19 protein-coding genes are annotated in these 24,433 nt (G+C 60.7%); 17 read left to right on the forward strand and 2 right to left on the reverse strand.

What is annotated here, in order from left to right:
• Positions 1–7: 7 nt before the first annotated feature.
• The 6 genes from MTX21_RS38990 to MTX21_RS39015 all read left to right on the forward strand — a co-directional run bounded on the left by MTX21_RS38990 (position 8) and on the right by MTX21_RS39015 (position 10,075).
• Complete coding sequence (locus tag MTX21_RS38990) at positions 8–1,297, forward strand: DUF3300 domain-containing protein (RefSeq protein WP_280969715.1); 1,290 nt, start codon at positions 8–10, stop codon at positions 1,295–1,297.
• Between the two features lie 53 nt (positions 1,298–1,350).
• Entirely contained in the window at positions 1,351–2,772 is a 1,422-nt protein-coding gene (locus MTX21_RS38995) for a DUF4403 family protein (protein ID WP_280969716.1), read from the forward strand.
• A 244-nt stretch (positions 2,773–3,016) separates the two neighbouring features.
• Positions 3,017–4,171: an efflux RND transporter periplasmic adaptor subunit gene (locus MTX21_RS39000; RefSeq protein WP_280969717.1), complete on the forward strand. Its 1,155-nt coding sequence runs from the start codon at positions 3,017–3,019 to the stop codon at positions 4,169–4,171.
• On the forward strand, positions 4,168–7,305 hold the full coding sequence (locus MTX21_RS39005) for a multidrug efflux RND transporter permease subunit (RefSeq protein WP_280969718.1): 3,138 nt from the start codon (positions 4,168–4,170) through the stop codon (positions 7,303–7,305). The genes MTX21_RS39000 and MTX21_RS39005 overlap by 4 nt, the downstream gene beginning before the upstream one ends.
• Before the next feature lie 291 nt (positions 7,306–7,596).
• Positions 7,597–8,850, forward strand: coding sequence for an MFS transporter (locus MTX21_RS39010; protein WP_280969719.1), 1,254 nt, complete (start codon positions 7,597–7,599; stop codon positions 8,848–8,850).
• Between the two features lie 175 nt (positions 8,851–9,025).
• Positions 9,026–10,075: an adenylate/guanylate cyclase domain-containing protein gene (locus MTX21_RS39015; protein WP_280969720.1), complete on the forward strand. Its 1,050-nt coding sequence runs from the start codon at positions 9,026–9,028 to the stop codon at positions 10,073–10,075.
• Between the two features lie 28 nt (positions 10,076–10,103).
• Here the strand turns inward: MTX21_RS39015 and MTX21_RS39020 are convergent, their stop codons facing one another.
• Both MTX21_RS39020 and MTX21_RS39025 read right to left on the reverse strand, forming a co-directional pair.
• On the reverse strand, positions 10,104–10,589 hold the full coding sequence (locus MTX21_RS39020; protein WP_280969721.1) for a thioesterase family protein: 486 nt from the start codon (positions 10,587–10,589) through the stop codon (positions 10,104–10,106).
• Between the two features lie 28 nt (positions 10,590–10,617).
• Positions 10,618–11,034, reverse strand: a complete 417-nt coding sequence (locus MTX21_RS39025; protein WP_280969722.1) for an IclR family transcriptional regulator C-terminal domain-containing protein — start codon at positions 11,032–11,034, stop codon at positions 10,618–10,620.
• A 609-nt stretch (positions 11,035–11,643) separates the two neighbouring features.
• Here MTX21_RS39025 and MTX21_RS39030 point away from each other — a divergent pair.
• The 11 genes from MTX21_RS39030 (at position 11,644) to MTX21_RS39080 (ending at position 24,318) form a co-directional block, all read left to right on the forward strand.
• The gene (locus MTX21_RS39030) at positions 11,644–12,795 is read left to right on the forward strand and encodes an ABC transporter substrate-binding protein (protein WP_280969723.1); all 1,152 of its coding nucleotides are present in this window, start codon (positions 11,644–11,646) and stop codon (positions 12,793–12,795) included.
• A 32-nt stretch (positions 12,796–12,827) separates the two neighbouring features.
• The gene (locus MTX21_RS39035; RefSeq protein ID WP_280969724.1) at positions 12,828–13,703 is read left to right on the forward strand and encodes a branched-chain amino acid ABC transporter permease; all 876 of its coding nucleotides are present in this window, start codon (positions 12,828–12,830) and stop codon (positions 13,701–13,703) included.
• Positions 13,704–13,706: 3 nt separating this feature from the next.
• Positions 13,707–14,675: a branched-chain amino acid ABC transporter permease gene (locus MTX21_RS39040; RefSeq protein WP_280969725.1), complete on the forward strand. Its 969-nt coding sequence runs from the start codon at positions 13,707–13,709 to the stop codon at positions 14,673–14,675.
• Entirely contained in the window at positions 14,672–15,409 is a 738-nt protein-coding gene (locus MTX21_RS39045; RefSeq protein ID WP_280969726.1) for an ABC transporter ATP-binding protein, read from the forward strand. The genes MTX21_RS39040 and MTX21_RS39045 overlap by 4 nt, the downstream gene beginning before the upstream one ends.
• The gene (locus MTX21_RS39050; RefSeq protein ID WP_280970931.1) at positions 15,396–16,103 is read left to right on the forward strand and encodes an ABC transporter ATP-binding protein; all 708 of its coding nucleotides are present in this window, start codon (positions 15,396–15,398) and stop codon (positions 16,101–16,103) included. The genes MTX21_RS39045 and MTX21_RS39050 overlap by 14 nt, the downstream gene beginning before the upstream one ends.
• A 72-nt stretch (positions 16,104–16,175) precedes the next feature.
• The gene (locus MTX21_RS39055; protein WP_280969727.1) at positions 16,176–17,432 is read left to right on the forward strand and encodes an aspartate aminotransferase family protein; all 1,257 of its coding nucleotides are present in this window, start codon (positions 16,176–16,178) and stop codon (positions 17,430–17,432) included.
• A 47-nt stretch (positions 17,433–17,479) separates the two neighbouring features.
• The gene (locus MTX21_RS39060; RefSeq protein ID WP_280971354.1) at positions 17,480–19,132 is read left to right on the forward strand and encodes a hydantoinase B/oxoprolinase family protein; all 1,653 of its coding nucleotides are present in this window, start codon (positions 17,480–17,482) and stop codon (positions 19,130–19,132) included.
• A gap of 27 nt (positions 19,133–19,159) precedes the next feature.
• Positions 19,160–21,238 (forward strand): hydantoinase/oxoprolinase family protein, encoded by a 2,079-nt coding sequence (locus tag MTX21_RS39065; RefSeq protein WP_280969729.1) that lies wholly within the window; start codon positions 19,160–19,162, stop codon positions 21,236–21,238.
• Positions 21,239–21,267: 29 nt separating this feature from the next.
• Positions 21,268–22,161, forward strand: coding sequence for a 3-keto-5-aminohexanoate cleavage protein (locus tag MTX21_RS39070; RefSeq protein WP_280969730.1), 894 nt, complete (start codon positions 21,268–21,270; stop codon positions 22,159–22,161).
• A gap of 2 nt (positions 22,162–22,163) precedes the next feature.
• On the forward strand, positions 22,164–23,513 hold the full coding sequence (locus MTX21_RS39075; RefSeq protein ID WP_280969731.1) for an aminotransferase class III-fold pyridoxal phosphate-dependent enzyme: 1,350 nt from the start codon (positions 22,164–22,166) through the stop codon (positions 23,511–23,513).
• Positions 23,514–23,547: 34 nt separating this feature from the next.
• Complete coding sequence (locus tag MTX21_RS39080) at positions 23,548–24,318, forward strand: SDR family NAD(P)-dependent oxidoreductase (protein ID WP_280969732.1); 771 nt, start codon at positions 23,548–23,550, stop codon at positions 24,316–24,318.
• Positions 24,319–24,433: the final 115 nt, after the last annotated feature.

Consider the following 24,433-nt stretch of genomic DNA (forward strand, 5'->3'; position numbering starts at 1 on the left):
AACAGAGATGTCAAACAAGATTGCAATGACAATGCGCCGTTTCGCGCTGGGCGCCGCGCCGCTCGTGCTCGTTTCGAACCTCGCAACTGCGCCCGCCAGCGCGCAGGACGCGACTGTTGCGGCTCCAATGCAGGCCGAGACCCAGGACCAGGCGGCGTTCTCGCAGGCGCAGATCGCGCAGCTCGTCGCGCCGATCGCGCTCTATCCGGATTCGCTGCTCACGCAGATCCTGATGGCTTCGACCTATCCGCTGGAGGTGGTCGAGGCGGCTCGATGGTCGCGGGAGAACCCAACGGTCAAGGGACAGGCGCTTGAGGACGCGATGCAGACCCAACCCTGGGATCCCAGCGTCAAAGCCCTGACGGCAGTGCCGCAGACGCTTCAGATGATGAACGATAAGCTGGACTGGACCCAGCAGCTCGGCGACGCGTTTCTGGCCCAGCAGCAGGACGTGCTCAATGCGGTTCAGAAGTTGCGCGCCGAGGCGCAAGCTGCCGGCAATCTGCAATCGACGCCGCAACAGATCGTCACCCTCGCTCCGCCCCCGGCCGATGGCGCCAGTTCGGGAGTGCGGCCGATCGTGATCGAGCCGGTGAACCCCGACGTCTACTACGTTCCCGTCTACAATCCAGCCCAAGTGTATGGCGGCTGGGATTACCCTGGCTATCAGCCGTTCTACTGGTCGCCGCCTGGCTTCGTCGCCAGCAACATCATTTCGTTCGGTGCGGGGATCGTCGTCGGCGCGGCGATCTGGGGCGGCTGCGACTGGTGGCACAACAACGTCATCATCAACGTCAATCGATATAACCTCTTCAATCACGCCAACATGAACATCGGAAACAATGTGTGGGTCCACAATCCCGCGCATCGCGGCAACGTTCCCTATGCCAACGCTGCGCTGACGCAGCGCTTTGGCCGCGACGGCGACGTGGCAGCCCGGAACGCCTTGCGCAACGATCTCGCACACGACGATCTCCTGCGGGATCGCTCTGCCTTCGAGCAACGTGCCATCCCTAGGGATCGGATCGATGCGCCACGTCCCGATGCGTTCCACCGCCCAGAGGGTGATGTCGCGAGGAGGATCGAACCGGCAAGGCCCGGTGCGCGTGAATCCGAGATTCGACGCGAGGCCGGCGAGACGTTCGAGCGCCATGAGGCACTCCCAGAGCGTGACGTCGATCGGCCGCGAACCGGAGAGGGCGCAGACCTTCTTCGAAGGGGTTTCGCCGGTGAGGACCGGCCGCGGGAAGGCGCGTTCGGCGAATTTCACCGGCCGATGGGACGACCCAGACTCTGACCCAGAGACCTTCAGCATCTTGAATGCAACAAACAATCCGTGAGGTAAATGTCATGAAATTCCACCTGAAGCCGTTAGGTAAACGCCACGGGGTGCGAGCAGGACTCGCCGCGCTCGGCATGTTCGGGCTCTGCTCGTCTGCAATGGCGGCGGAGAGGCCGCCTCTCGCTCCCGATACGGTGGCGCCTTTCAGCACGCAGTCGCGCATCGCCGCGACCATCGAATTCGGTCTGCCAGCCCTTGCAGAGGAGATCGAACGAGACATTCCCCGGCGCCTTGCGACCATCGACGAACGTGTGAGCTGCGTGCATCGCCGGGTGCTGTTCTTCCGGGTCAACGCCAATTGCGACATCTACGGCTACGTCGAGCGGTCGGGTCCGGTGTCGCTCTATGGTCGCGGCGGTCGTCTCTATGGTTCGGTGCCGATCTACGGCGCGTTGGAAGGGCAAGGCGCCAACCGTTTCACGGCCCGCATCCATGGAGAGACCGAGGCCAGTGCCACGATCGAGGCCGAAGCGCGGCCGGAACTCTCGCGTGACTGGTCGCTCGACCTGAACTTCAGCGACGGCTTTCGCTGGAGCGAGCCGCCCGTTCTGCATGTGATGGGCCGCGAGATTCCGCTCGCCAACTATGCGGAGCCGCGGATCAGGACGGAGCTTGCGCAGGTGAGGGGGCGTGCGCTTGCAGCTGCCCGCCGTCTCGATCTGCACGACAAGGCTGCCACGGCCTGGCGCCATGCGTTTGAGCCAGTTCAGCTCTCGGCGGACCCTGAAGTTTGGCTGCAGTTGACGCCCCAAAGTGCCGCGTTTGCCGGCGTACATGCCGAAGGCAAGGTGCTCAGCGGATCGCTCGAGCTGGCGGGCGCCGCCGAAACCGTGATCGGACAGCATCCGGCGGCGGTGACGCCGACCGCACTTCCGGCCCTCGGGCGGGAGGTCACCTCGCCCGGCCAGTTCGATGTGATCCTGCCCGTGCGCATCAGCTACGACGTGCTGAAGGGCAAGATCCAGCAGGCCCTCGGCTCAATTGCGCCGGCCGCTGGCATGTCTGTCCGGGATGTTGAAGTCTATCCTTCGTCCGGCAAGCTCGCGATCGGTCTGCGCGTCGCCAAAGCGTCCGACGCAGATCCGAACGCCGGTGAATGGACCTATCTCACCGCTGGTCTCCAGGTGGATGCCGATGGTCATGCCGTGCGGCTTTCGGATCTCAGCGCCTCGACTGACAATGAGGGCGTGGCCGCGATGATCGATCCGATCGTGAGTGGACTGCGCGACAAGATGAGCGTGGACTATGGCGTCGCCTATGAGAACTTGCTCAACGCCGCGAACGCGAAGTTGAACAGGCCGCTGAAGGACGGCTTCCGCATGGAAGGACATCTTTCCTCGGCCAAGCTCGAGAAGCTGTATCTGCCTGCGGACGGAATCGAGATCGCCCTTCGCGCCAGCGGCGAACTGAAGATCCTGTATGGCATGTGAGTGAATGGCGATCTGCAGTTGCTCGCCTTGGATGCGCCGCAAGTCTTTCCTTGCGGCGCATCGCCAAAGCGCTCGATGCGTACAGCAGATCGCAATGCGGTGATGCCCTCCGCTCGCCCTTTCAAAACCTGAAATCCTATTTCCTGGACCGCTGCCAACCAATAGAGGCCGGCAAATGCTGCGTGCAATCAGACCATTTGGCCCAATAGCAGGAATCATTCTATCCGGGGTGTTGGTGCTGGCCATGATTCCGCCCGCCAACGCCCAGCTTGGCGCGTCCAGACCACCCGCCGTTGGAGTCATGGAGGCCGTCACGCGGCCGATCACCCCGACCAATGAGTTCCTGGGGCGAATCGAAGCCACCAATCGCGTCAACGTAGTGGCTCGCGTCACCGCCTTTTTGGAGAAGCGCAATTTCGTCGAGGGCTCCGAGGTCAAGAAGGGCGACCTGCTCTATCAACTGGAGCGAGGTCCCTTCGAAGCCGACCTGAAATCGAAGCAGGCGCAAGTTGCGCAGTTGCAGGCAACTCTGGCGAATGCAAGGCTGACGACGGAGCGGGCAAAGGCGCTGCTCGGCGGGCCAGCCGGCCAGCAATCGACCTATGATGCGGCGCTCGCCAACCAGCAAAGTCTTGAGGCGCAAGTTCAAGCCGCGCAGGCTCAGGTCGAGCTGTCACAGACCAATCTCGATTACACCGAAATTCGCTCTCCGATCGACGGCAGGATCGGCAACACAACGGTGACCGAGGGTAACGTCGTAACGCCGAGCTCGGGCGTGCTGACCACCATCGTCAGCCAGGATCCCATGTACGTCATCTTTCCTGTTTCGGTCCGTGAGGCATTGAGCCTGCGCGAGCACTACGCGGCGCAAGGCGGCTTCAGCGCGGTCGTCATCAGAGTTCGTCTCCCGGACGGGCGTCTCTATGGAGAGCCCGGACAATTGAACTTCGTCAACAACACGATCGCGCAGAACACCGACACCATCACGCTGCGGGGGACCATTCCAAACCCCGTCCTGAAAAATCTCTCCCTGCGCGAACTCATCGACAACGAATTCGTGACCGTGTTGCTGGAAGGCGTCGAGCCGGTCGAGGTGGTGGCGATCCCGCGCTCGGCCGTGTTGTCGGATCAACAGGGCGAGTATGTCTATGTCGTCGCCGCGGACAATAAGGCCGAGCAGCATCGGATCAAGCTGGGTCAATCGACCTCCACGATCGCCGCCGTGACAAGTGGCCTCGCGCCCGGAGACAAGGTGATCGTCGAGGGGCTGCAGCGTGTGCGGCCAGGTGAGGTCATCGCACCCGGCCCCGCCAGCGCGCTCATCCAATCCAGCATGAATGCTCAGGAAGGGACCGCGAAAAGCGCGCTCCGAACGACCCCGTCGGGAATAACCCAATGATTTCGTCCATTTTCGTTGATCGGCCGCGGCTCGCTATAGTCATCGCGCTCGTCATCACCATTGCCGGCGCTCTCGCGTTGATGCGCATACCTGTCGCGCAATTCCCGGACATCGTGCCGCCGCAGGTGACGGTGACTGCGAACTTTCCTGGAGCCTCCGCCGAGGTCGTGGAGTCGAGCGTCGCCCAGCCGCTCGAAGCGGCGATCGTCGGTGTCGACAAGATGCTGTACATGAAGTCGACGAGCGGTAATGACGGCAGCTATACCCTGACCTTGTCGTTTGCGCTCGGAAGCGATCCCGACATCAATACCGTCAATGTCAATAACCGCGTGCAGAGCGCGCTGGCGCAATTGCCTACCGAGGTCCAGGCGCAGGGCCTCGTGGTGCAGAAGAAGTCGTCGGCTGTGCTGCAGTTCCTCGTGCTCTACAGCAAGACCGGCGCGCAGGACCCGCTGTTCATCACCAATTATGCCATCATCAATGTGCTGGACGCGATCTCCCGCACGCCGGGAGTAGGCCAGGCGACTCTGTTCGCTAAGCTGAACTACTCGATGCGCATCTGGTTTGATACCCAGCGTCTCACCAGCCTCAATCTGGCGCCATCGGACGTGGTCGCAGCGATCCGGTCGCAGAGCGTGCAGGCGCCCGTTGGACGCATCGGCGCCCGGCCGATCAGTGACAATCAGCAATTCCAATTCAACGTGCAGACGCAGGGGCGGCTCACGACGTCAGATCAATTTGGCAACATCGTGTTGCGCGCAAACCCGGACGGCTCTATGCTCCGGATCAAGGATGTCGCCCGCGTCGAGATCGGCGCGCAGAACATGGATAGCGAATCCAGGATCGACGGAAATCCGGGCGTGCCGATCGGCATCTATCTCGCCCCGGGCGCCAACGCGGTCACCACGGCCAACGCGGTGCAGACGACACTTGCCAAGCTCTCCGAGCGGTTTCCGCCGGGTTTGACCTATCTGGTGCACTACGACTCCACCACTTTTGTCGCCGACACGATCAAGGAGGTCCTGAAGACGCTGGCCGAAGCCTTCGTCCTCGTCGTCATCGTCGTGTTCCTGTTCCTTGGCAGTTTGCGCGCCACCATCATTCCCGCGATTGCCGTGCCTGTCAGCCTGATCGGCACTTTCGCGGTGCTGCTCGCGATGGGCTATTCGGCCAACACGGTCTCGCTGCTTGCGATGGTGCTCGCCATCGGAATTGTGGTCGACGATGCAATCGTCGTGGTCGAGAACGTCGAGCGCGTCATGGAGGAGGAGCCGAACCTTTCCCCCGCCGAGGCGACCAAAAAGGCGATGGCGCAGATCACCGCGCCGATCATCGCGATTTCGCTGGTGTTGCTGTCGGTCTTCGTTCCGATCGCTTTCATTCCAGGCATCTCCGGTATGCTGTTCCGCCAGTTCGCCGTTACGATCAGCGCGGCGATGGTGATCTCGGCATTGAATGCACTGACGCTGTCACCAGCCCTCTGCGCCGTGTTCCTGCGCCATCGCGGACCCAGGCGCGGCGTCGTGGGACGCGTGCTCGCCGGCATCGACTGGGTCCGTGACGGCTACGCCAGCCTTGTGCGGCGGCTTCTGCGGCTCGCCGTATTATCCCTGGTCGTAGTGCTGATTTTCGCGGGCGGAATCGTCGGCATCTCGCGGCTCACGCCGACCGGCTTCCTTCCCGAGGAGGATCAAGGCGCCTTCTTCGTTGCCGTGCAATTGCCCGACGGCGCCTCCGTCGCGCGCACCAGCGAGGTGACGAAGCAAGTCGAGGAGCTTTTGAAGAAGGAGCCCGCGGTCGATCACGTGCTCTCGATCATCGGCTTCTCCTTGCTTGATGGTGGCAACGAGCCGAACTCAGCCTTCATGGTCGCGCGCTTGAAGCCGTTCGCGGATCGTCGCGCGGCAACGGATACGGTGCAAGCGGTGATCCGGCGAACGTTCGGCGCGGGTGCCCAGATCCGCCAAGCCAACGTCCTCCCGTTCAACCTGCCGCCGATCATCGGGCTTTCGACCTCCGGCGGGTTCGAGTATCAGCTCGACGCACTGGAAGGGCAGGATCCGGCTGCGCTCGGCAGCGTGATGGGTGGACTGGTCAACGCGGCCAATCGCGATCCGCGCCTCGCGCGCGTGTTCTCGACGTTCACGGCCAGCAATCCCTCCGTCTATCTCGACATCGACCGTGCCAAGGCCCAGGCGCTGGGCCTCAATATGAGTGACGTTTTCACCGCCTTGCAGGCGACGCTTGGTGGCGTCTACGTCAATAACTTCAACCTGTTCGGCCGGACATGGCAGGTCAATGTGGAAGGCGAGGCCGCCAACCGCGGCGACATTTCTGATCTCTGGCAGATCTATGTGCGGAACGCGACCGGCGACATGGTGCCGCTGCGCTCGATCGCAAGCGCGAGGATCGTCACGGGACCGCAGGTCATCACCCGCTACAACAACTACCGCTCGGTGACGATCAATGGCGGCCCGGCGCCCGGCGTCTCCTCGGGAACGGCAATCGCGGCGATGGAGCAGCTCTCCAAGACAACGCTGCCGGCCGGCTATTCCTACGAATGGACCGGCACGGCCTATCAGGAGCAGGCAGCGTCGGGGCAGACCGGAATCATTCTCGGCCTGGCAATCCTGTTTGCCTATCTGTTCCTGGTCGCGCTGTATGAGAGCTGGACCATTCCAATTCCAGTCTTGCTTGCGGTCGCGGTCGGTGTGTGCGGCTCTTACCTTGCCATCAAGATCGCAGGGTTGAATCTCGATCTTTATGCCCAGATCGGCCTCGTGGTGCTGATCGCACTGGCCGCCAAGAACGGCATCCTGATCGTCGAATTCGCCAAGGAGCAACGCGACGCGGGCATGTCGATCACGGATGCCGCGGTGCTGGGGTCGCAGATGCGCTTCCGCGCGGTGATGATGACCTCGGTCGCATTCATCCTCGGACTCGTACCGCTGGTGACGGCAACAGGAGCGGCCGAGATCAGCCGAAGGGCTGTAGGCACGGCGGTCTTCGGAGGCATGCTCGCTGCCAGTTCGATAGGCATTTTCCTGGTGCCGATGCTCTATGTGACCTTTCAGCGCTGGCGGGAGCAAGCCAAGAAGCCTTTCGGCGGCAAGCGTGAAGCGTTGTCCCAATAGACGCGAAATTCGTTCTAGCTGACGGTCGGCACCCCCAAAGCGGACAAATGCCAATTGCCTTAAAGTCGAGGCCTCGTTGAAGTGGGCCGGCAGGCGGTTGCCCTTGCCTGAGCGTTGCCGGCGGACCCTTTCGCGCCGGCCATAGCTCTCGCCGATAGCAGCATATCGAAGCTGTATTTGTGTTTGGCCGCCAGCTGGATCATTTGTCCGGCGCGACGACGACCGCCAGTGCGATCTCCTGCATCTTGGGCGCGACGCGATCGTACCCCGGCAATATGAGAGGGCTTGGTGATGACTGACATGGCGAACTGCACTCCGGCGCAGACTGCACGGATCGACCAAACAGGCCCAACGCGCATTTTCCCGCTCCTGCCGCTCTATCTGCTGATTTTCATCGGCTTTTGCGGCTACTCGCTCATGATCACTTTGTTTGCACCCATGCTGATGGGAAACAATGGATTTCTGCCAGACGGCGCCACTGTCGGGCAGCGGAGCATCGTCCTTGGTCTGCTGCTTGCAATTTACCCGCTCGGTCAGTTCGTGGGATCTCCGATCCTGGGCACCTTGTCCGACCGCTACGGCCGCAGACCTGTCCTGGTCAATTCGCTCGTGGTGACCGTGCTTGGATATGTCGTCATAGCTCTCGGCATCCAATGGCGATCTCTCGTCCTGCTGGGAATGGGGTGCTTGATTGGCGGGCTGGCGGAATCGAACATCGCCATCGCGCAGAGCGCGATTTCCGACATGAGCAGTCCAGATGAGCGCCCGCGTCTGTTTGCCTGGACGTACTCCAGCTCCAGTCTCGGCTATATCGCCGGCCCGATAGTCGGCGGCCAGATGGCCCTGCATCTCGGCTGGAGCGTTCCGTTCTGGTTGATGGTACCGCTCCTTGTCACAACGCTCATTTGGACATCGTTTCGCTTCGCCGAGACACACGCGGCTGACCCGCACGCCGATTTCAGCATGATCGCCGCGATCACAAATCTCAGCAGCATCTTTACCGATAAGCCAATCCGGCGGCTCTATCTGCTCAATTTCCTGATCTATCTTGCGCTATTCGGCTACTTCCGGATGGTGCTCGTCTATTTGGTCGATCGCTGGGATACGGGCGTCGATCAAACCACCTTGATCTATTCGGGGCTGGCTCTGATCTCGGCAATCACGAGCTTCTGCATCATGGCCCCATTGACCCGCCAGATTGGTTTGAATCGCCTCGCCATTACCGCCTGCATCGCCGCCGGGGCCGCCATGATTGCGATTACAGTGCCGTCTCAAATAGGCTCGATCTGGATCACCGGCGGTCTGACAACCATGATGGGGACGATCGCGCTTGCCGCATGCCCGACGATCCTGTCCAACGCTGTGTCCTCGGAGCGGCAAGGCCGCGTCATGGGCAACAACCAGGCACTCCAGGTGGGTGCAGAATCCCTGAGCGCCATGATCGGCGGCGCGCTGGCGGCTGTCACGATTCCGCTTCCACTGGTCGCGTTCGGGATATTCCTTATCATCTGCGGAGGCTTGTTGCTCCGGGATTTCGCGGCTTGAACCTGGCTGGTGAATGGGAGACTTTCGGCGAGGGGCGGGCGCTTGGGTATCGCGTTCGCCGACGCCGTCACGAGCGGGTAGTGTGATGACAGAGCGCGCAAATTTGACGTCAGGAGTGAGCAGGTCTTATCGCACGGATCGCATCACACATATCAGTCCTCTGATCAGGGCTTTCATGATCGTCAGCATCGTCGCTGGAGCGGTCCGGGGGCATCTTGCGGATGGTCTCGCTCATTCCGGAGCAGGCGCCCTCCGGGGCGCGTTAACAGGCGCAACTGTCTGCCTCGCCGTGTTGGCGATTGAGTTGTTCGTCTTCGAGAACGATCGTGTCAATCGTTTGCGCAAGCTGCCGTTCTCGGTCGCGATCATGCTTCGCGCCCTCGTCTACATTGCAATCATCCTAATCGCCTTGAGTATCGTGCCCGCACTGATCTCGGGCGCGCCCGTCGCGGTTCCTCGGCCCCGAGATGTGTGGCTGGCGATCGCGCTCAGCATGCTCTTCAACGCGCTGGTCGGCATCAACCAGCTCCTTGGACAAGGCGTTCTCTTCTCGTTCATCGCCGGTCGTTACCATCGGCCGAAGATTGAAGAGCGCATCGTCTTGTTTCTGGATATGGCATCGTCCACCAGCCATGCCGAGCATCTTGGTGAGCTACGCTTCCTCGATTTCCTGAACCGATTCATCGCCGATGTGACGACGCCGATTGTCAGGGAAGGAGGAGAAATTCACAAATACGTCGGCGACGAGGTGATCGCGACGTGGGCGCCCGGAAATGCGACGGCCAATATAAGGTGTGTGACGGCATGCTTTGACGCGCTCAGGACATTGGAGGAGGCGGCTGCCACATATAGCGCGGAATTTGGCGTTGTGCCGCAATTTCGCGCGGGCTTGCACATTGGACCCGTGGTGGTGGGAGAGCTCGGCCTTTTCAGGTTGGAGATTGCGCTGTTGGGGGACACGATGAATACGGCGGCGCGTATTCAAACTGCGTGTCGAGAAACGAAGCATTCCGTTCTTGTTTCACGAGACCTGATGGAGCGGATTGCTCCATTGTCTTCGAGTGTCTCGGCTCTCCCTTTGGGGCGCTTGCAACTGCGGGGGGAAACAGTCCGAATTGGAAGTCGTGGCCTTAACAAATGCACCGCCATAGCCCTGCCGGGGCCGAGAAGGCCTTCAAAACGCAGTGTAGGCACCAGAAGAGGCCGGATGGATCGAGAGCAGTAGCGTTGATTCTAACCTTTGCATCGGTCAATCAACGCGCTTTCATAGAAATGCGCCGGCCGATGCCGGACGGCGGAGTGAGGCGCTGATGAAGCTGGGCAACCGCTTGCAGTCGATCCTTGATTTCGGAAGGGAAAGCAACGACCTTGCGGGTATTGAGGTCAACGTGAAGCGACATGTTTTCCGACGTCGCGGCCAAGCTGCCATCCGAACGATAAAGTTGACGAAATGTATGCAGGCGCTTCTCGTCCGCGCCGATCAGGAATATTGCAGTGCGCACCTGATCCTTCAAGTGAACTTCCCGAAGATAGCGAATGTGGCACTCGGCCGCGAAAGTCGAGCAGCGCGTGGTCTCGATGTATCGTGGACCCAATCCCAGCGACACCCAGAATTCATCAGAAGCGCGGTCGAGAAGCACGTGATAGTAGGCCATGTTGAGATGACCATCATGGTCAATCCAACTGGGCTCCACGTGCATTTCCGAGGAAAGAAAGGGAGCGCCTCGACTAACGTCCATATTCGCAACCTGGAAAGAAATCGGGATCTCAATGGCGGGATCGAATGCTTGCTCCGAGCGAAAGCGCCTTTCCTAAGGCCGCGGCGGTGTCACGCAGGATCTGCAGGCGCTGCGGCATCTTTTTGTCCATCACCCTCTCTTGGGGGCCGCTTATTGCGACCGAATAGAGGACGCTGCCTTCCGGCAGCATGATGGGACATGCGATTGCGGCCGATCCTTCGTATATTTCTCCTACGCAGGTCGCATATCCCTGCTCGCGAACAGTCGCGAATTCTTTCTCGATCCAGCGGCGGCTCGTTTGAGAGAGGTTTGTGGGCTTTGGCAGGTCCTGTGAAAGGGCCTCGGAGATGAGCTCCTTTGACTGATAAGCCATGATTGCCTTGCCCGAAGCCGCGGCGTTGACAGGCATCTCAAGGCCCTCTGCCACGTGCTGTATCCATTTCATGTCGGGCGCCTCGGAAACAGCTACGAAGACATGTGAGCCCACAAGGCGGGCCAGAAAGCACGCTTCGGATGTTGCCTCGGACAGAGCACGGAGATGTGGCCCCGCAAGCGATGAGAGCCAACCTTCCTCCGCGCTCGCATGAAGAACGCGCGTGACGCGTTCGCCCAATTGGTACGTCCGACCACCATCCCCCTCCTTTGCGAGATTGGATCGGACAAGGCCCTTCAGCAACCTATGAGCCGTCGCTTTGGGAAGCCCAAGGAGCGACGAAACGTCTCCAAGCGTTAGCGCCCCGGGAAACGAGGCGATGAGTTCGAGGACATCGAAGTACCGCGTGAGTGGCCCAGGAGAGGGGTCTTTTTCCGACATTCGTTGGATCGCATCAGGGTGATGAGACGGCTCAGTAGGTCAATTTTCCGCTGCTCGCAACCTCCCCATACGGTCGGAGAGGTCTTCCCGAATGCCCTCGCACTTGATCGGGTTGCAACTCCGGACCAGCCTCATCGCCGATGCGACTTGACTCCGATTCCGGCAGGATCTAGTGTTTCGTTATTCGAGATTTCGTCTCGAAAAACGAGACGATATACCTGTCAAAGCGGGAACGGAGCTATGGGAATCACGCGCAAGAGCTTCCTCAAGTCGATGGCTGCGATTATCGCGGCTCCGCTCGCCGGCGTCCCGGCTCGCGCCGAGGAGGCAGATATCCTGGTTGGCGCGACCGTTCCGATGACGGGGCCCTTGTCCCTGACGGGTCTGCAGTATCTCAACTCGCTCAAGATGGCGGAGGAGGACATCAACAAGGCGGGTGGCATCCGGGGCCGCAGGATCAAGATCGTGTTCGAAGATACGCAGGGATCGAACAGCACGGCTGTAAACGCCTACGTTAAGCTGGCCCAGGAAACCAAGCCGTCATTCTTCTTTCTCTCGAGCTATTCGACCCAGAATCTTGCCGTGTCGCCCGAGGTGAAGAAAGTGCAGGTGCCGGCGATGTATGCCGGCGGCGTCGATGCAATTGCGGAGGGTGGCAACGAATGGATGTTCCGTCTTCGGCCTGCAGACAGCTTGGCTGCCTTAGGTATGGTCGATTGCGTGACGAGCGTGTTGAACGCAAAGCGGCCCGGGATTCTGTATATCCAGAATGACTTTGGCCAGGGTGGCGCGCAAGCCGCGGCCAAGGCTCTCGCGGCGCGCGGGGTGGGTATCGTCGGCTCAGAGGCTTATGGTCAGAATGACAAGGACTTCTCGGCGCAGATCGTGAATTTGCGCAACAGGAGCGCGGACGCAGTCTTGCTCTTCGGGTACCCGCAAGACATGGCGCTGGCAGTTCGGCAATACAAATCACTTGGCATGAAGGCTCCGCTCGTCGGTTCGTCCTCTCTGTATGTGACGGCCACGCTGCAATTGTTAACGGCATCTGATATCGAGAACACGTTCGGCGTGCTGGACGCCCTGGTAGATCCGTCGACAAGCCCGAGAATGAAGGACTTCGTCGACCGATATCAGGCCAAGTTCGGGACCGCCCCGGACCCCTACGGTCTCGCTTACTATGATGGCGCTTTCCTCATGGCGGACGCTATGCGCGGGGCTGGACTTGAACCTGTCGCGCTTCGGAACTGGCTCGCGGCGCAGAAGGCCTGGGACGGCATCGGTCACGTCTACAGCTACGATGACAAAGGTAATGGCGTCCACGATGTGGTGATCGTGAAGCCGAAAGCGAACAGCAAGACGCTTGAGCTGGTGAAGAAGGTCTCGATCAACTGAGCTCGGCTGCGACCGGCAGCATCGGAGGACTTGTGGCAGACTTTTTCCAGCTTGCGATCAATGGTTTCGCCATTGGCGGCGTCTATGCGCTGGCTGCCATGGGATTCGTGATCGTGTACGAGACGACCGGGGTTGTGAACTTTGCGGCCGGTCAGTTCGTGATGTTCGGAACGTTTGCAGGCGTCGCGGCTCTGGTGAATGCTCACCTGCCATGGCCCATCGCCTATGGCGTGGCGCTGCTTGCAATGGCGGCCTTTGGAATTGCGTTTTTCGCGCTCGTCTATCGCCCCCTCAGAGCTAGTCCGGCGGTAACGGTCATCATCGGTACGGTGGCTGTCAGCATCATCATGCAGAACGCGGCACTCCTGACGTTCGGCTCGTGGCCGGTGCGACTCGCGTCCCCGATCGAGGGCATGACGGTCGAGCTCGGCGGCGCGGTCATCTCTGTCCATGCCTTGATGACGGTCGGAATGACGGCTCTGCTGGTCGCATGCCTTTGGGTTCTCCTGCACCGCACCAGCTTCGGGATCGGCATGCGAGCCGTGGCGCAGGACGTTCAGGCCGCCAAGCTGATGGGGCTGAAGGTCAACAGGCTCCTCGCCATGTCATGGGTGTTGGGTGCGCTGCTCGCCGGCGCCGCCGGGCTTCTGCTCGGACCAATGTGGTTTGCCGACGTCAACATGGGTGATCCCGTCGCACTGAAGGCGTTCGCCGCGACCATCATCGGGGGCTTCGGCAGCCTGCCTGGTGCCGTGCTCGGCGGCATCTTCGTCGGACTGAGCGAGGTGCTCGGCGCAAGCTATATCTCGTCGGCCTACAAGGACCTGATCTCGTTCGGCATCATGATCGGATTCTTGTTCGTACGCCCGCAAGGGCTGTTCGGCGAAAAGATCCAGGATCGGGGCTGAGGGATGTCCATCTTTCGATCATCGGTCCTGGTCATCTGCATTCTCGCAATTGGTGGATCGCTCTCGCTGGTTCTTCCCGAATATCACCTTCGGCTCCTCAACCTCGCCGTGATCTCTGCGGTCTCTGTGGTCGGGCTTAATATCGCCTTTGGTTATACAGGCCTGATCTCGCTGGGACATGCTGCATTCGTGGGGCTCGGCGCCTACGTGCTGGCGATCCTGACCACGCGGAGCGGGGTATCGCCTTGGTTGGCGATGCCTGCGGCCATTGCCGTCGCCGTGGTGTTTGCAATGGTCATTGGGCTGCCGCTGCTGCGCTTGAAAGGACACTATCTCGCGCTCGCGACGTTAGGGCTCAACGTATCGTTCGTGATCATCACCTCGAACTGGCTCGACCTGACTGGTGGGACCAATGGTATTTCCCGCATTCCTCCCTTCGAGGTCCTGTCCTATCCGCTAACGAGTGAGCGCGGCTTCCTGTGGCTGGCCCTCCTCAGTCTTGCGATCGTGGTCCTGCTCGCATCTTTCTTGCATCATTCGCGCTACGGCCGTGCCTTGATTGCCGTGCGCGATGATGAGCTCGCCTCCGAGATGACCGGACTCGATACCCCGCGCCTGAAGCTGCTAGCCTTCACGCTCTCCGCCGCCTGTGCCGCCCTAGCGGGATGTCTGTTCGCCTGCCATGTCCGTTTCATTTCGCCGGAAGACTTCTCCTATACGAACTCAATAACCTATCTTGCGATGTTGATCGTCGGCGGAGAGAGCTCGATTGGCGGCGCAATTCTCGGGGCGGTGCTGCTTACGTTCCTGCCCGAGTGGCTGCGGTTCCTGGGCAACGCCTATCTCGCACTGTTCGGGATTTTGGTGTTCGTCGTCCTCGTGTTCCTGCCCAGCGGGATCATGGGACTGCGAAGCTTCTTCCGTCTGCCCTCGCGGGCTCCCGTTGCCAAGCCCGCGGAAGCGAAGTCATGATGATTCTCGAAGCACGCGGCATCAGCAAACGATATGGCGGGCTTGCCGCCCTGGACGATGTCGACATCACCGTCTCGCCGGGCGAATTCGTCGCGGTCATCGGGCCCAATGGCGCGGGCAAATCCACTTTGCTCAATGTCCTTACCGGGCTCGTCGTTCCAGACGCCGGCTCCGTGCTGCTTGCCAAGCGGGATATCACGCGTTTTGCGACCAACAAGCGGATCCGCTCAGGCCTTGGTCGTACGTTTCAGCATGGGCGTACGTTTCCGCGTCTGTCGGTTCTCGAGAACGTCATGGTCGGCGCGGCGATCAATCCAAACCTGGGAGAACGTGAACTACGCCGCCAGGCCATGCAAATCATCGAACAGATGGGACTGGCCGACATCGCCGATCGGTCGATCAAGACGCTGTCCTACGGGCGGCGACGGATGGTCGAGCTCGCCCGAGTTGTCGCTTGTGAACCGAAAGTGCTTCTCCTGGACGAGCCGGCCGCTGGCTTAAACTCGGCCGAAGTCGAACAGCTAATGCTACGCTTGTCGTTGCTGAGAAAGCAGCACCAACTGGCGATCGTCCTGATCGAACACAACATGGGCATGGTGATGCGGCTTGCGGAGCGCATTCTCGTGCTGAATTTCGGCTGCAAGATCGCGGAAGGAACGCCGGCCGAGGTTCAGTCCAATCCTGCTGTGCTTTCAGCCTACCTTGGTGAGGGATACGTCCATGCTCGCATGTAGCGACCTGACGATCACCCATGGTGACATCACTGCCGTCTCTGGCGTCAATATGGAAGTCCGGGCCGGCGAGACCGTCGCATTGATCGGCGCAAACGGGGCCGGCAAGACGACGTTGTTGCATGCGATCTCCGGGCTAAACAAGGTGCGCCGGGGCGACATCGCCTTTGACGGCACGTCGATTCTGAAGCTGCCGACTGATCGGCGTGTTGCGCTCGGAATTGCGCAAGCACCGGAGGGCCGGCGCATTTTTCCTGGACTGACGGTTGAGGAGAATCTCGTCGTTGCCACTGCCAGCTGGAAGGGCTGGGCCGGGTCTTGCTCGGAAGAGTTCGACCGTGTCTTCGAGCTCTTTCCCAGGCTCAAGGAGCGTCGGCGCCAGCTCGGTTGGTCGCTTTCCGGAGGCGAGCAGCAGATGCTCGCGATCGGGCGTGCGTTGATGGCACGCCCCCGCCTGCTGCTTCTGGACGAGCCGTCCCTCGGCCTTGCACCGCGGCTGGCTGAGGAGGTGTACGAGCGCGTCAAAATCATCGCGAGCGCCGGTCTTACCATCCTGGTCGTCGAACAGAACACTGTTCTGGCGCTTGCAGTGGCCGACCGCGCCTATGTGTTGGAAGCCGGAAAGATCGTGCTGCATGGTCATGCTGCCGATTTGAAGGACGATCCCCGGGTCCGGGAAGCCTATCTCGGTCGATGAGCCAAAGGAATTCGAATGTACCCTCAATCACATCGCCGGTCCGAGCAGCTTCACGAACGGGCACGGGCCCATATGCCCGGCGGCAACACGCGTTCGACGCTCTATATGAAGCCCTTTCCTGTCTACGCCGCGCGAGGGAAGGGTTGCCGGATCTGGGACGTCGATGGCAACGAGCTGATCGATTGCGGTAACAATTTCACGGCACTGATCCATGGCCACGCCCATCCGGCGTTGGTCGAAGTCGCCGCAGAGCAACTTCCATTCGGTACAGCCTTCGGAATGCCGACCGAATCGGAGATCGATCTGGCTGAGCTTCTCACTGAGCGTCTTCCAGCAGTCGAGCGGATCAGGTTCGCCAATTCAGGAACGGAGGCCGTTATGACGGCCCTCAAGGCGGCGCGAGCCTATACCGGCCGGTTCAAGATCGCGAAATGCGAAGGGGCCTATCACGGGGCCTATGATCATGCCGAGGTAAGTCTTGACACCTCGCCTGAGCAGTGGACCGCGAACGCGCCGATTTCCAAGCCTTACGCGAAAGGTACGCCGCCCTCAGTCCTGAATGACACTATCGTCATTCCTTTCAACGATACCGATGGCGCGGTCGAGCTCATTCGCGAGCACGGTCGTGAGCTGGCCTGCGTATTGATCGATCCGATGCCCAACCGCGCCGGCCTGGTACCGGCGGACCGGTCCTATCTGGAAGCCTTGCGTATGGTGACACATGAGGTCGGCGCTCTTCTGATTTTCGACGAGGTCATCACGTTCCGCCTTGGCTTTCACGGCGCACAGGGCCTCTGGGACATCGCTCCCGATCTGACGACGCTCGGCAAGATCATGGGGGGCGGATTTCCTGTTGGTGCCATCGGCGGCTCGGCCGACGTGATGTCCGTGTTCGATCCGTCGAACGGAAAGCCTGCGCTGCCTCACGCAGGGACCTTCGCCGCGAATCCAATGACGATGCGGGCCGGGCTGGTCGCGATGCAGCTGCTCGACCACGCTGCGTTCACCCGTTTGGATGTGCTTGGAAGCCAATTGCGAGACGGCATCGAATCGGCTCTCCGGCGACATCAAACGGCGGGCTATGTTACCGGCTGCGGTTCGCTGTGCAGGATCCATCTCGGCGATCGCAAAGTGCGGGACTATCGCTCGGCGTATATGAATCCGAACCAAGCAAGGCAGATGGCAGCCTTCACGTTGGCGCTTCTGAGCCGCGGAATTCTGGCGCCAGGCGGGCTGTTCGCTCTATCCACGCCGATGACGTCGAACGACGTCGACATCATCGTGCACGCGGTCGCGGATGCGATCGCTGCCACCGCAGCTACGCGATGAAGATCGTGTCTGGCGACCGTAGACCAGCGACCTCAAGGCTTCCGATGATGTCCAATGTGACAAGTAGTGTCGACCCCATTACCCGATCCGTAGTTCAGCACCGCCTCAGCTCGATCGTGACGGAGATGGGCGAAGCAATGCTTCGGACGTCCTATTCTCAAATCCTCAACTCGAGCCGCGACTTCTCCATTGCAATTTGCGACACCAAGGCGAGGCTGATCGCGCAAGCCGATCATATTCCGATCCATGTCGGCGCCTTGCCCTGGGCGACGATAGCGGTCGAGGAGAAGTTCGACGACGTCGTTCCGGGCGACGTCATACTGCTGAACGACCCCTATCACGGCGGCAGCCACCTCCAGGACATGACGATCTTCGTGCCGATCTTCGATCGCGGCCGGCGATTGTTTTGGGCGATCGTGCGGGCGCATTTCAGCGATGTCGGAGGTGCCACCTATGGCGGCTACAATCCACACGCCACGGAGATTTGGCAGGAGGGCCTGCGTGTGCCGCCTATCAAAATCTACGATGCTGGCAGGCGGCGCGACGACATCGTCGACATGTTGGCTCTCAACGTCCGCAATCCGCGCGACTTTCACGGCGATTTTTCGGCGATGATCGGCGCCGCCCATCTCGGTGAACGCCGTTTGACGCGCCTGTTCGACGAACTCGGCTCCGACGTTGTCGAGCAAGTGATCGAGATCCTTCTCGACTCTGCCGAGCAGAAAGCGCGGGACGTCGTCTCGACTTGGAAGGACGGGGTGTTCTATGGCGAGTCATTCCTGGACGACGATGGTCGTGGGAGGGAAGACATACGGATCGCGGCGAAGGTGACCAAGACGGGCTCCAACATCGAAATCGATCTCTCGGACTCTGATCCGCAGACGATGAGCTTCGTCAATTCCTCCTACGCCAATATGCAGGCCGGCGTTGTGATGGCTTTTGCTTATTTGATCGACGCCGACATACCGAAGAACGCAGGCGCGTTCCGGCCTCTCACCGTAATTGCCAAGAGAGGAACGGTCGTGTGGTCGGATCCGGGCCTGCCGGTCAGCTTTTGTACGTCGCATCCGTCAAACGAGATCATCGAAGCAATCATCAAGGCCTTGTCCCAATGTTGTCCAGAACGGACGATGGCGGGTTGGAGCCGTCGCTTCCGCATCGCGATCCAGGGCGAAAATCCACGGACCGGCCGTCAGTTCATCTGGCACATGTTCCAGGCGCGCCCGGGAGGGGGAGCATCCTCCGGCGGCGATGGCTGGTCCTCGATCGGCGAATGGCATTCGGCTGGTGGCATCAAGTTCGGCAGCATCGAAGTCGCGGAGGCGCGATTTCCGCTCCACTTCCGCCATCATGAGTATCTCGCCGATTCCGGCGGTGACGGTCAGTTCCGCGGAGGCCTCGGCGTCGCACTTGAATTGGTTGTTCAAACCGAAAAGCCAGCGATGGCTAACACCGCTGGCGAGGGGGTGCGTCACGGCGCCTGCGGACTGCTCGGCGGATGTGATGGCGCCCCGCATCGTTATCGTTTGATTTCGCATGGCCGGCCGCCTCGCGCGCTGCGGACCAAGGAGGTCGGCATTGAAGTGTTGCCGGGCGACTGCCTCGAGATTCGTTCCTCCGGCGGCGGCGGATGGGGCCCCCCCGAAAGGCGCTCGGAACAAGCGCGGCAAGCTGATCGCGAACTCGGCTTTGTCAGCTAGCCCTCAGCAGAAAGCAGGTTCGAAACCATGTTGACCATCGGAATCGATGTCGGCGGCACGTTCACCGATCTCGTGGCCATCGACCAGAGCGGCCGAACAGTGTTTGCGAAGTCCCCGTCCACTCCGCAGGACCAGTCAATCGGGGTTATGGTCGGCCTCGAAGAGTTGGCGCGGAGATTGGGATCGCCGCGCGCTGAAATGCTCGGGAAGACCGAGCGCATCGTGCACGGCACGACTGTGGCAACGAACGCGCTGCTTGAGCGCAAGGGCGCCAAGGTGGCGTTGCTGACGACCGCAGGGCATCGCGACGTGATCGAGATGCGGGAGGGTTTGAAAGGCGATCGCTATGATTTGCGATCGCCGCCGCCGGCCCCGCTGGTCCCGCGCAATTTGCGCTTCGGTGTTCGGGAACGGATCGGGCCGATGGGTGAGGTGATCGTTCCCTTGGACGAAGCGTCATTGAATCAGGCGATCGAGGCTGTTCGCGTATCGGGCGCGACGTCAGTCGCAGTGTGTTTCTTGCATTCCTACAGCAATCCATCGCATGAGATCGCTGCCGCTGAGCGCTTGGCAAGGGCGTTGCCGGGTGTCAGCGTCTCGCGTTCGTCCGACGTCCTGCCGCAGATCAAGGAATACGAGCGGGTATCGACAACGATCGTCAACGCCTATGTGAGTCCGGCTGTTCGCCACTATCTGAAGGGCCTGGAGCAGCGGTTGGGGGAGGCCGGCTTCGCCGGCAGCCTCTTCATCATTCTCTCCCACGGCGGCGTGGCGCCGGTCGAAGAGGCGGCGCGGCTCGCGGCCGCTACCGTGCTGTCGGGTCCGGCTGGCGGCGTGTCGGGAAGTAAGCGGTGCGCTGAACTGCTGGGCCTGCCCAATCTCGTGCCGTTCGACATGGGAGGGACCAGCACGGATATTTCGCTAATCGCCGACGGTCGCGCCACTCTGTCGGCCGACGGAGGTCTCGCCGATCAGCGGATTGCCCTGCGCAGCCTCGACATTGCGAGCATTGCCGCCGGGGGCGGATCGATCGCCAGCGTCGATGCCACGGGCTCGTTCCGCGTCGGTCCGGAAAGCGCAGGGTCGGTGCCCGGACCTGCGTGTTATGGCAATGGCGGCCAGGCTCCGACGGTGACTGATGCCAACCTGATCCTCGGCTATCTCGACGCCACCACTTTCATGGGCGGCCGCCGTCCTCTCGATCAGGACGCTGCGGAGGCCGCACTTGATCGGCTGGCAGTCAAGCTCGGCCTAAGTCGGGAGAAGACCGCGGCAGGTATCTTCCGGCTGGTCAATTTGAAGATGGCTGATGGCATCCGGCTCATGACGCTTAGACGTGGCGTCGATCCGCGGCGATTTGCGCTCCTCAGCTTTGGTGGTGCCGCCGGGATCCATGCGGTGGAGGTGGCGCGAGAGCTGGAGATCAAGCGCATCATCATTCCGACCGAAGCTTCAGTTCTTTCCGCCTGGGGCATGCTCACCAGTGATCTGCGGTATGAGGTGAGCCAGACCTACTACAGGACAGGTAAGGCGTCGTCGCACACCCAAGTCCGCGATATGTTCGTGAGATTGCAGAAGCAGGCCTTGGACCGTTTGCGCGCATGGTTCAGCGGACCGATCGAGATCGAGAAATCCGCAGAGATGCGTTACGGCGAGCAGGTGTTCGAGGTTGACGTTCCGTTGTCGGACGTGGATCTGGACGCCGCAGATCTAAGCGAGCAGATCGAACACCGCTTTCACCACGCCCACAAAGATCTGTACACGTATTCGCTGCCCGATGAGGAAGTTGTTCTCGTCAACGGCAGAGTCGCGGCCGTTGGTATGGTTGCACGGACAAAGAAGTCGATACCTGCCGTATCGTCGAACTCCTTGGTGACAGCTCGCAAGCGCAAGGCCTATTTCGGCGAGTGGAGGAACGTCGACGTTTATGCCGCCGAAAAGCTCCAGCCCGGTGACTTCATAGAAGGGCCCGCGATCGTCGAGGCGGAAACGACCACGGTGATCCTCAATGGAGGTGACCAGCTCGCAGTCGACGAGCGCGGCTGGCTGGACATAAAGGTTGCGACCGCAACGCACGCTCAGCCAGAGCTCGTACTCTCTGCCTGATCAAGAAGAATCCCCTGGAGGAAGCAATCGTGAACTTCTCACGCCCGACGATCGTCACCTGCGCCGTCACCGGCAATTTGGCTCAACCGAGCCAAAGCCCCTATCTTCCCGTCACGCCGGCGCAGATTGCGCAGTCGTGCATCGAAGCTGCGGAAGCTGGCGCGGCAATTGTCCATATTCATGTCCGGGATCCTGAAACCGGTGCGCCCTCGATGGACACCAAGCTTTATCGGAAGGTCGTCGACCGTATCAAGGACAGCGGGGTGGACGTCATCATCAATCTCACGACGGGGCCCGGCCAGCGCTTCGTCCCTGGCAAGGAGGACCCGGCTGTAGCCGGCAAGGGAACGTCGCTGATGCGCGGGGAAGCCAGAGTAGTTCATGTTGAGGAGCTGCGTCCTGAGATATGCACACTCGATCTCAACACCATGTACTCTTTCGGCTCCGTCGTCATCAACACGCCTGACTCGCTTCGCGTCATGGCTGCGCGTATCCGAGCCGCGGGTACCGCACCGGAACTCGAAATCTTCGGCCCTGGCGACGTCATTCTGGCGCGTGATCTCGCAGCCGAGGGCGTTCTGCCCAAGAAGAACTTTCTGCAGTTTGTGCTCGGCGTGAAGTATGCCGCGCCTGCTAGTCCGGAAATGCTGTCGGTACTGGCGAGCATGCTGCCAGACGGTTGGGAATGGAGCGCCTTTGGGGTTGGCCGAATGGCCTTTCCGGCGGTCGCGATGTCGGTTCTGCGGGGCGGCCATGTGCGGGTCGGCATGGAGGATAATCTGCAGATTGAGAAAGGTCGGCTCGCGCGCAGCAATGCCGAGCTGGTCGCCAAGGCGGTCCGCATCTTGTCCGATCTTGGATCCCGGCCGGCTACACCCACCGAGGCTCGCGATATCCTCTCTCTCAAAGCTTACAAGAATTGATCTTGGAGAATGCCGGCATGAGCTTAACCCCAGCCGATCCTAGGAATTCAGAAAGCGACATTGATCGTGCGCTGGCGGCCGCACGTACGAACTATACGGCCCGGAATGGCAAGAGCCTCGAAGCCTTTGTCCGCGCCGCGGAGTATCTGCCGGGCGGAACGACCCGGACTGGCCTTTTCAATTCACCCTTTCCGGTATTCATCGCGCGCGGCAAGGATGCATATCTCTGGGATATCGACGGCAAGCGCTATGTCGACGCGCTTAGCGAATATACGGCAGGGCTGCTCGGTCACTCCAATCCCGTAGTGCTCCGCACCATCCGCGAGGCGCTCGACAACGGGCTCAGCTTTGGTGGCCAGATCGAAGCCGAAGCACGTTTCGCTCGCCTGATCGTCGAACGCTTCCCTTCGATCGACAAGGTGCGGTTCGCGAACTCTGGCACCGAAGCCAATCTCTCGGCTCTCGCGACGGCACTGCATCGTACGGGGAGGTCCAAGGTCCTGGTGTTCGAGGGAGCCTATCACGGCGGCAGTCTCAACTTCCCGGTATCCGGTCCATCGCCCCTCAACACCAGGCTCGACGTCGTACAGGCGCCCTACAATGATCCAGACGCGACAAGGAAGGTAATCCGGCGGGAGGGAGATAAGCTGGGGGCCGTGCTCGTCGAACCGATGCTTGGCGCCGGCGGCAGCATACCTGCCGAGAAGCCGTTTCTCGCCATGCTTCGAGAGGAGACGGAGCGCCAAGGCATCGTCCTGATCTTTGACGAAATCCAGACCTCGCGCCTCGCTCCTAATGGGTTGCAGGGCTATTGGGGCATCACGCCCGATATGTCCACGCTCGGAAAATACATGGCCGGCGGGCTCGCATTCGGAGCGTTCGGAGGTCGAGAGGAAATCATGGCCGCTTTTGATCCCAGAAAGCCGGCATCACTGATACTTTCAGGGACGTTCAACAACAACAGCCTGGGTATGCATATCGGGGCGGCCGTCCTATCCGAGGTTGTAACCGCGACCGCTTTGGCGCAACTGACAGCGCGCGGCAACGATTTGCGTGAGCGTCTGAGCGCCATGCTTGAGAAGGCCGGCATCGCGGCACAGTTCACCGGCTTCGGCTCCATCATGGGCATCCACTTCATCGCTGGACAGCTCCGGAACGCGAAGGATGCCGCGAGGTCTGATCCACGGTTACGCGAGCTCTTCTACTTTCACATGCTTGAAGAGCAAATCTGGATTGCGAGGCGGGGTATGATGGCCTTGTCGCTCGCCATGTCCGACGGCGATCTTGATCAGGTGTTTGCTGCGGTTGGAACGTTTGTCGACCGGCACGGACATCTGCTGCCAAGGCGATGATCCACTTACCCGTTCAATCGATACGGAGAATATCATGAAGCTTCGCGGTAAAATGGCATTGGTGACGGGGAGCAGCTCCGGTATCGGTCGCGCAATCGCATTGCTGTTTGCTGAACAGGGCGCGACCGTGGGCGTGGTTGCAAGCTCCGATATCAGCAGAGCGGAGGCCGTGGTCGCCGAGATCAAAGCAAGGGGCGGCAAGGCTCGAGCCTATGCCGCGGACTTGCGGCATGTGGCCGAAATTGATCGGCTGGTGAGTGCTTTTTCCTCCGACCATGGTCGCATCGATATCCTGATCAATTGTGCCGGAGTCTATTTTCCGACCGCACTTGGTGAGACCACCGAAGAAGCATTCGATCTCATGGTGTCCGCCCACCTGAAGAATACGTTCTTCATGGTTCATCGCGTGGCGCCGCTGATGCAGCAGGCGAGGTATGGCAAGATCGTCAATGTGAGTTCAGTGGCGGCGTTTAAGAGCGTTCCGCAGTACGCACTCTATGGCGCTGTGAAAGCTGCAATCGTGATGCTCACGAAGTCTTTCGCGGCTGAGCTCGCCGGCTACGGTATCGCCATCAATGCAGTCGCGCCGGGCAATACAGAGACGCCGCTCAATGCGAGCGACCGGACGGGACCAGGCTCGGAAGAAATCCTTTCCCGCAAGGCTCTTGCGACGCCTAGCGGACGTACATATTCGCCGCCCGAGGAGATTGCGCAGGCCGTCCTGTTCTTGGCGTCGGACGACGTCAAGGCGATGCATGGTTCTACCATCATCATCGATGAGGGCCAGTTGTCGGCGGCACGTTAGCACCGCCCGTCGCGCATTCAGGTTACTCTCGATGGGGCGTATCGGAAGAGATCTCGCCGAACCTCGAGGTAAGCCAACTTTCGAACAACAAAGTGAATTCGACCGATCTTGTAAC

The organism is Bradyrhizobium sp. ISRA430 (assembly GCF_029909975.1).
In the GTDB taxonomy this organism is placed as follows: domain Bacteria; phylum Pseudomonadota; class Alphaproteobacteria; order Rhizobiales; family Xanthobacteraceae; genus Bradyrhizobium.

Coding starts and splice junctions, on each gene's coding strand:
- MTX21_RS38990 (WP_280969715.1), top strand. CDS start 8: ATGTCAAACAAGATTGCAATGACAATGCGCCGTTTCGCGCTGGGCGCC.
- MTX21_RS38995 (WP_280969716.1), top strand. CDS start 1,351: ATGAAATTCCACCTGAAGCCGTTAGGTAAACGCCACGGGGTGCGAGCA.
- MTX21_RS39000 (WP_280969717.1), top strand. CDS start 3,017: ATGATTCCGCCCGCCAACGCCCAGCTTGGCGCGTCCAGACCACCCGCC.
- MTX21_RS39005 (WP_280969718.1), top strand. CDS start 4,168: ATGATTTCGTCCATTTTCGTTGATCGGCCGCGGCTCGCTATAGTCATC.
- MTX21_RS39010 (WP_280969719.1), top strand. CDS start 7,597: ATGACTGACATGGCGAACTGCACTCCGGCGCAGACTGCACGGATCGAC.
- MTX21_RS39015 (WP_280969720.1), top strand. CDS start 9,026: ATGATCGTCAGCATCGTCGCTGGAGCGGTCCGGGGGCATCTTGCGGAT.
- MTX21_RS39020 (WP_280969721.1), bottom strand. CDS start 10,589: ATGGACGTTAGTCGAGGCGCTCCCTTTCTTTCCTCGGAAATGCACGTG.
- MTX21_RS39025 (WP_280969722.1), bottom strand. CDS start 11,034: ATGAAATGGATACAGCACGTGGCAGAGGGCCTTGAGATGCCTGTCAAC.
- MTX21_RS39030 (WP_280969723.1), top strand. CDS start 11,644: ATGGGAATCACGCGCAAGAGCTTCCTCAAGTCGATGGCTGCGATTATC.
- MTX21_RS39040 (WP_280969725.1), top strand. CDS start 13,707: ATGTCCATCTTTCGATCATCGGTCCTGGTCATCTGCATTCTCGCAATT.
- MTX21_RS39045 (WP_280969726.1), top strand. CDS start 14,672: ATGATGATTCTCGAAGCACGCGGCATCAGCAAACGATATGGCGGGCTT.
- MTX21_RS39050 (WP_280970931.1), top strand. CDS start 15,396: ATGCTCGCATGTAGCGACCTGACGATCACCCATGGTGACATCACTGCC.
- MTX21_RS39055 (WP_280969727.1), top strand. CDS start 16,176: ATGCCCGGCGGCAACACGCGTTCGACGCTCTATATGAAGCCCTTTCCT.
- MTX21_RS39060 (WP_280971354.1), top strand. CDS start 17,480: ATGTCCAATGTGACAAGTAGTGTCGACCCCATTACCCGATCCGTAGTT.
- MTX21_RS39065 (WP_280969729.1), top strand. CDS start 19,160: ATGTTGACCATCGGAATCGATGTCGGCGGCACGTTCACCGATCTCGTG.
- MTX21_RS39080 (WP_280969732.1), top strand. CDS start 23,548: ATGAAGCTTCGCGGTAAAATGGCATTGGTGACGGGGAGCAGCTCCGGT.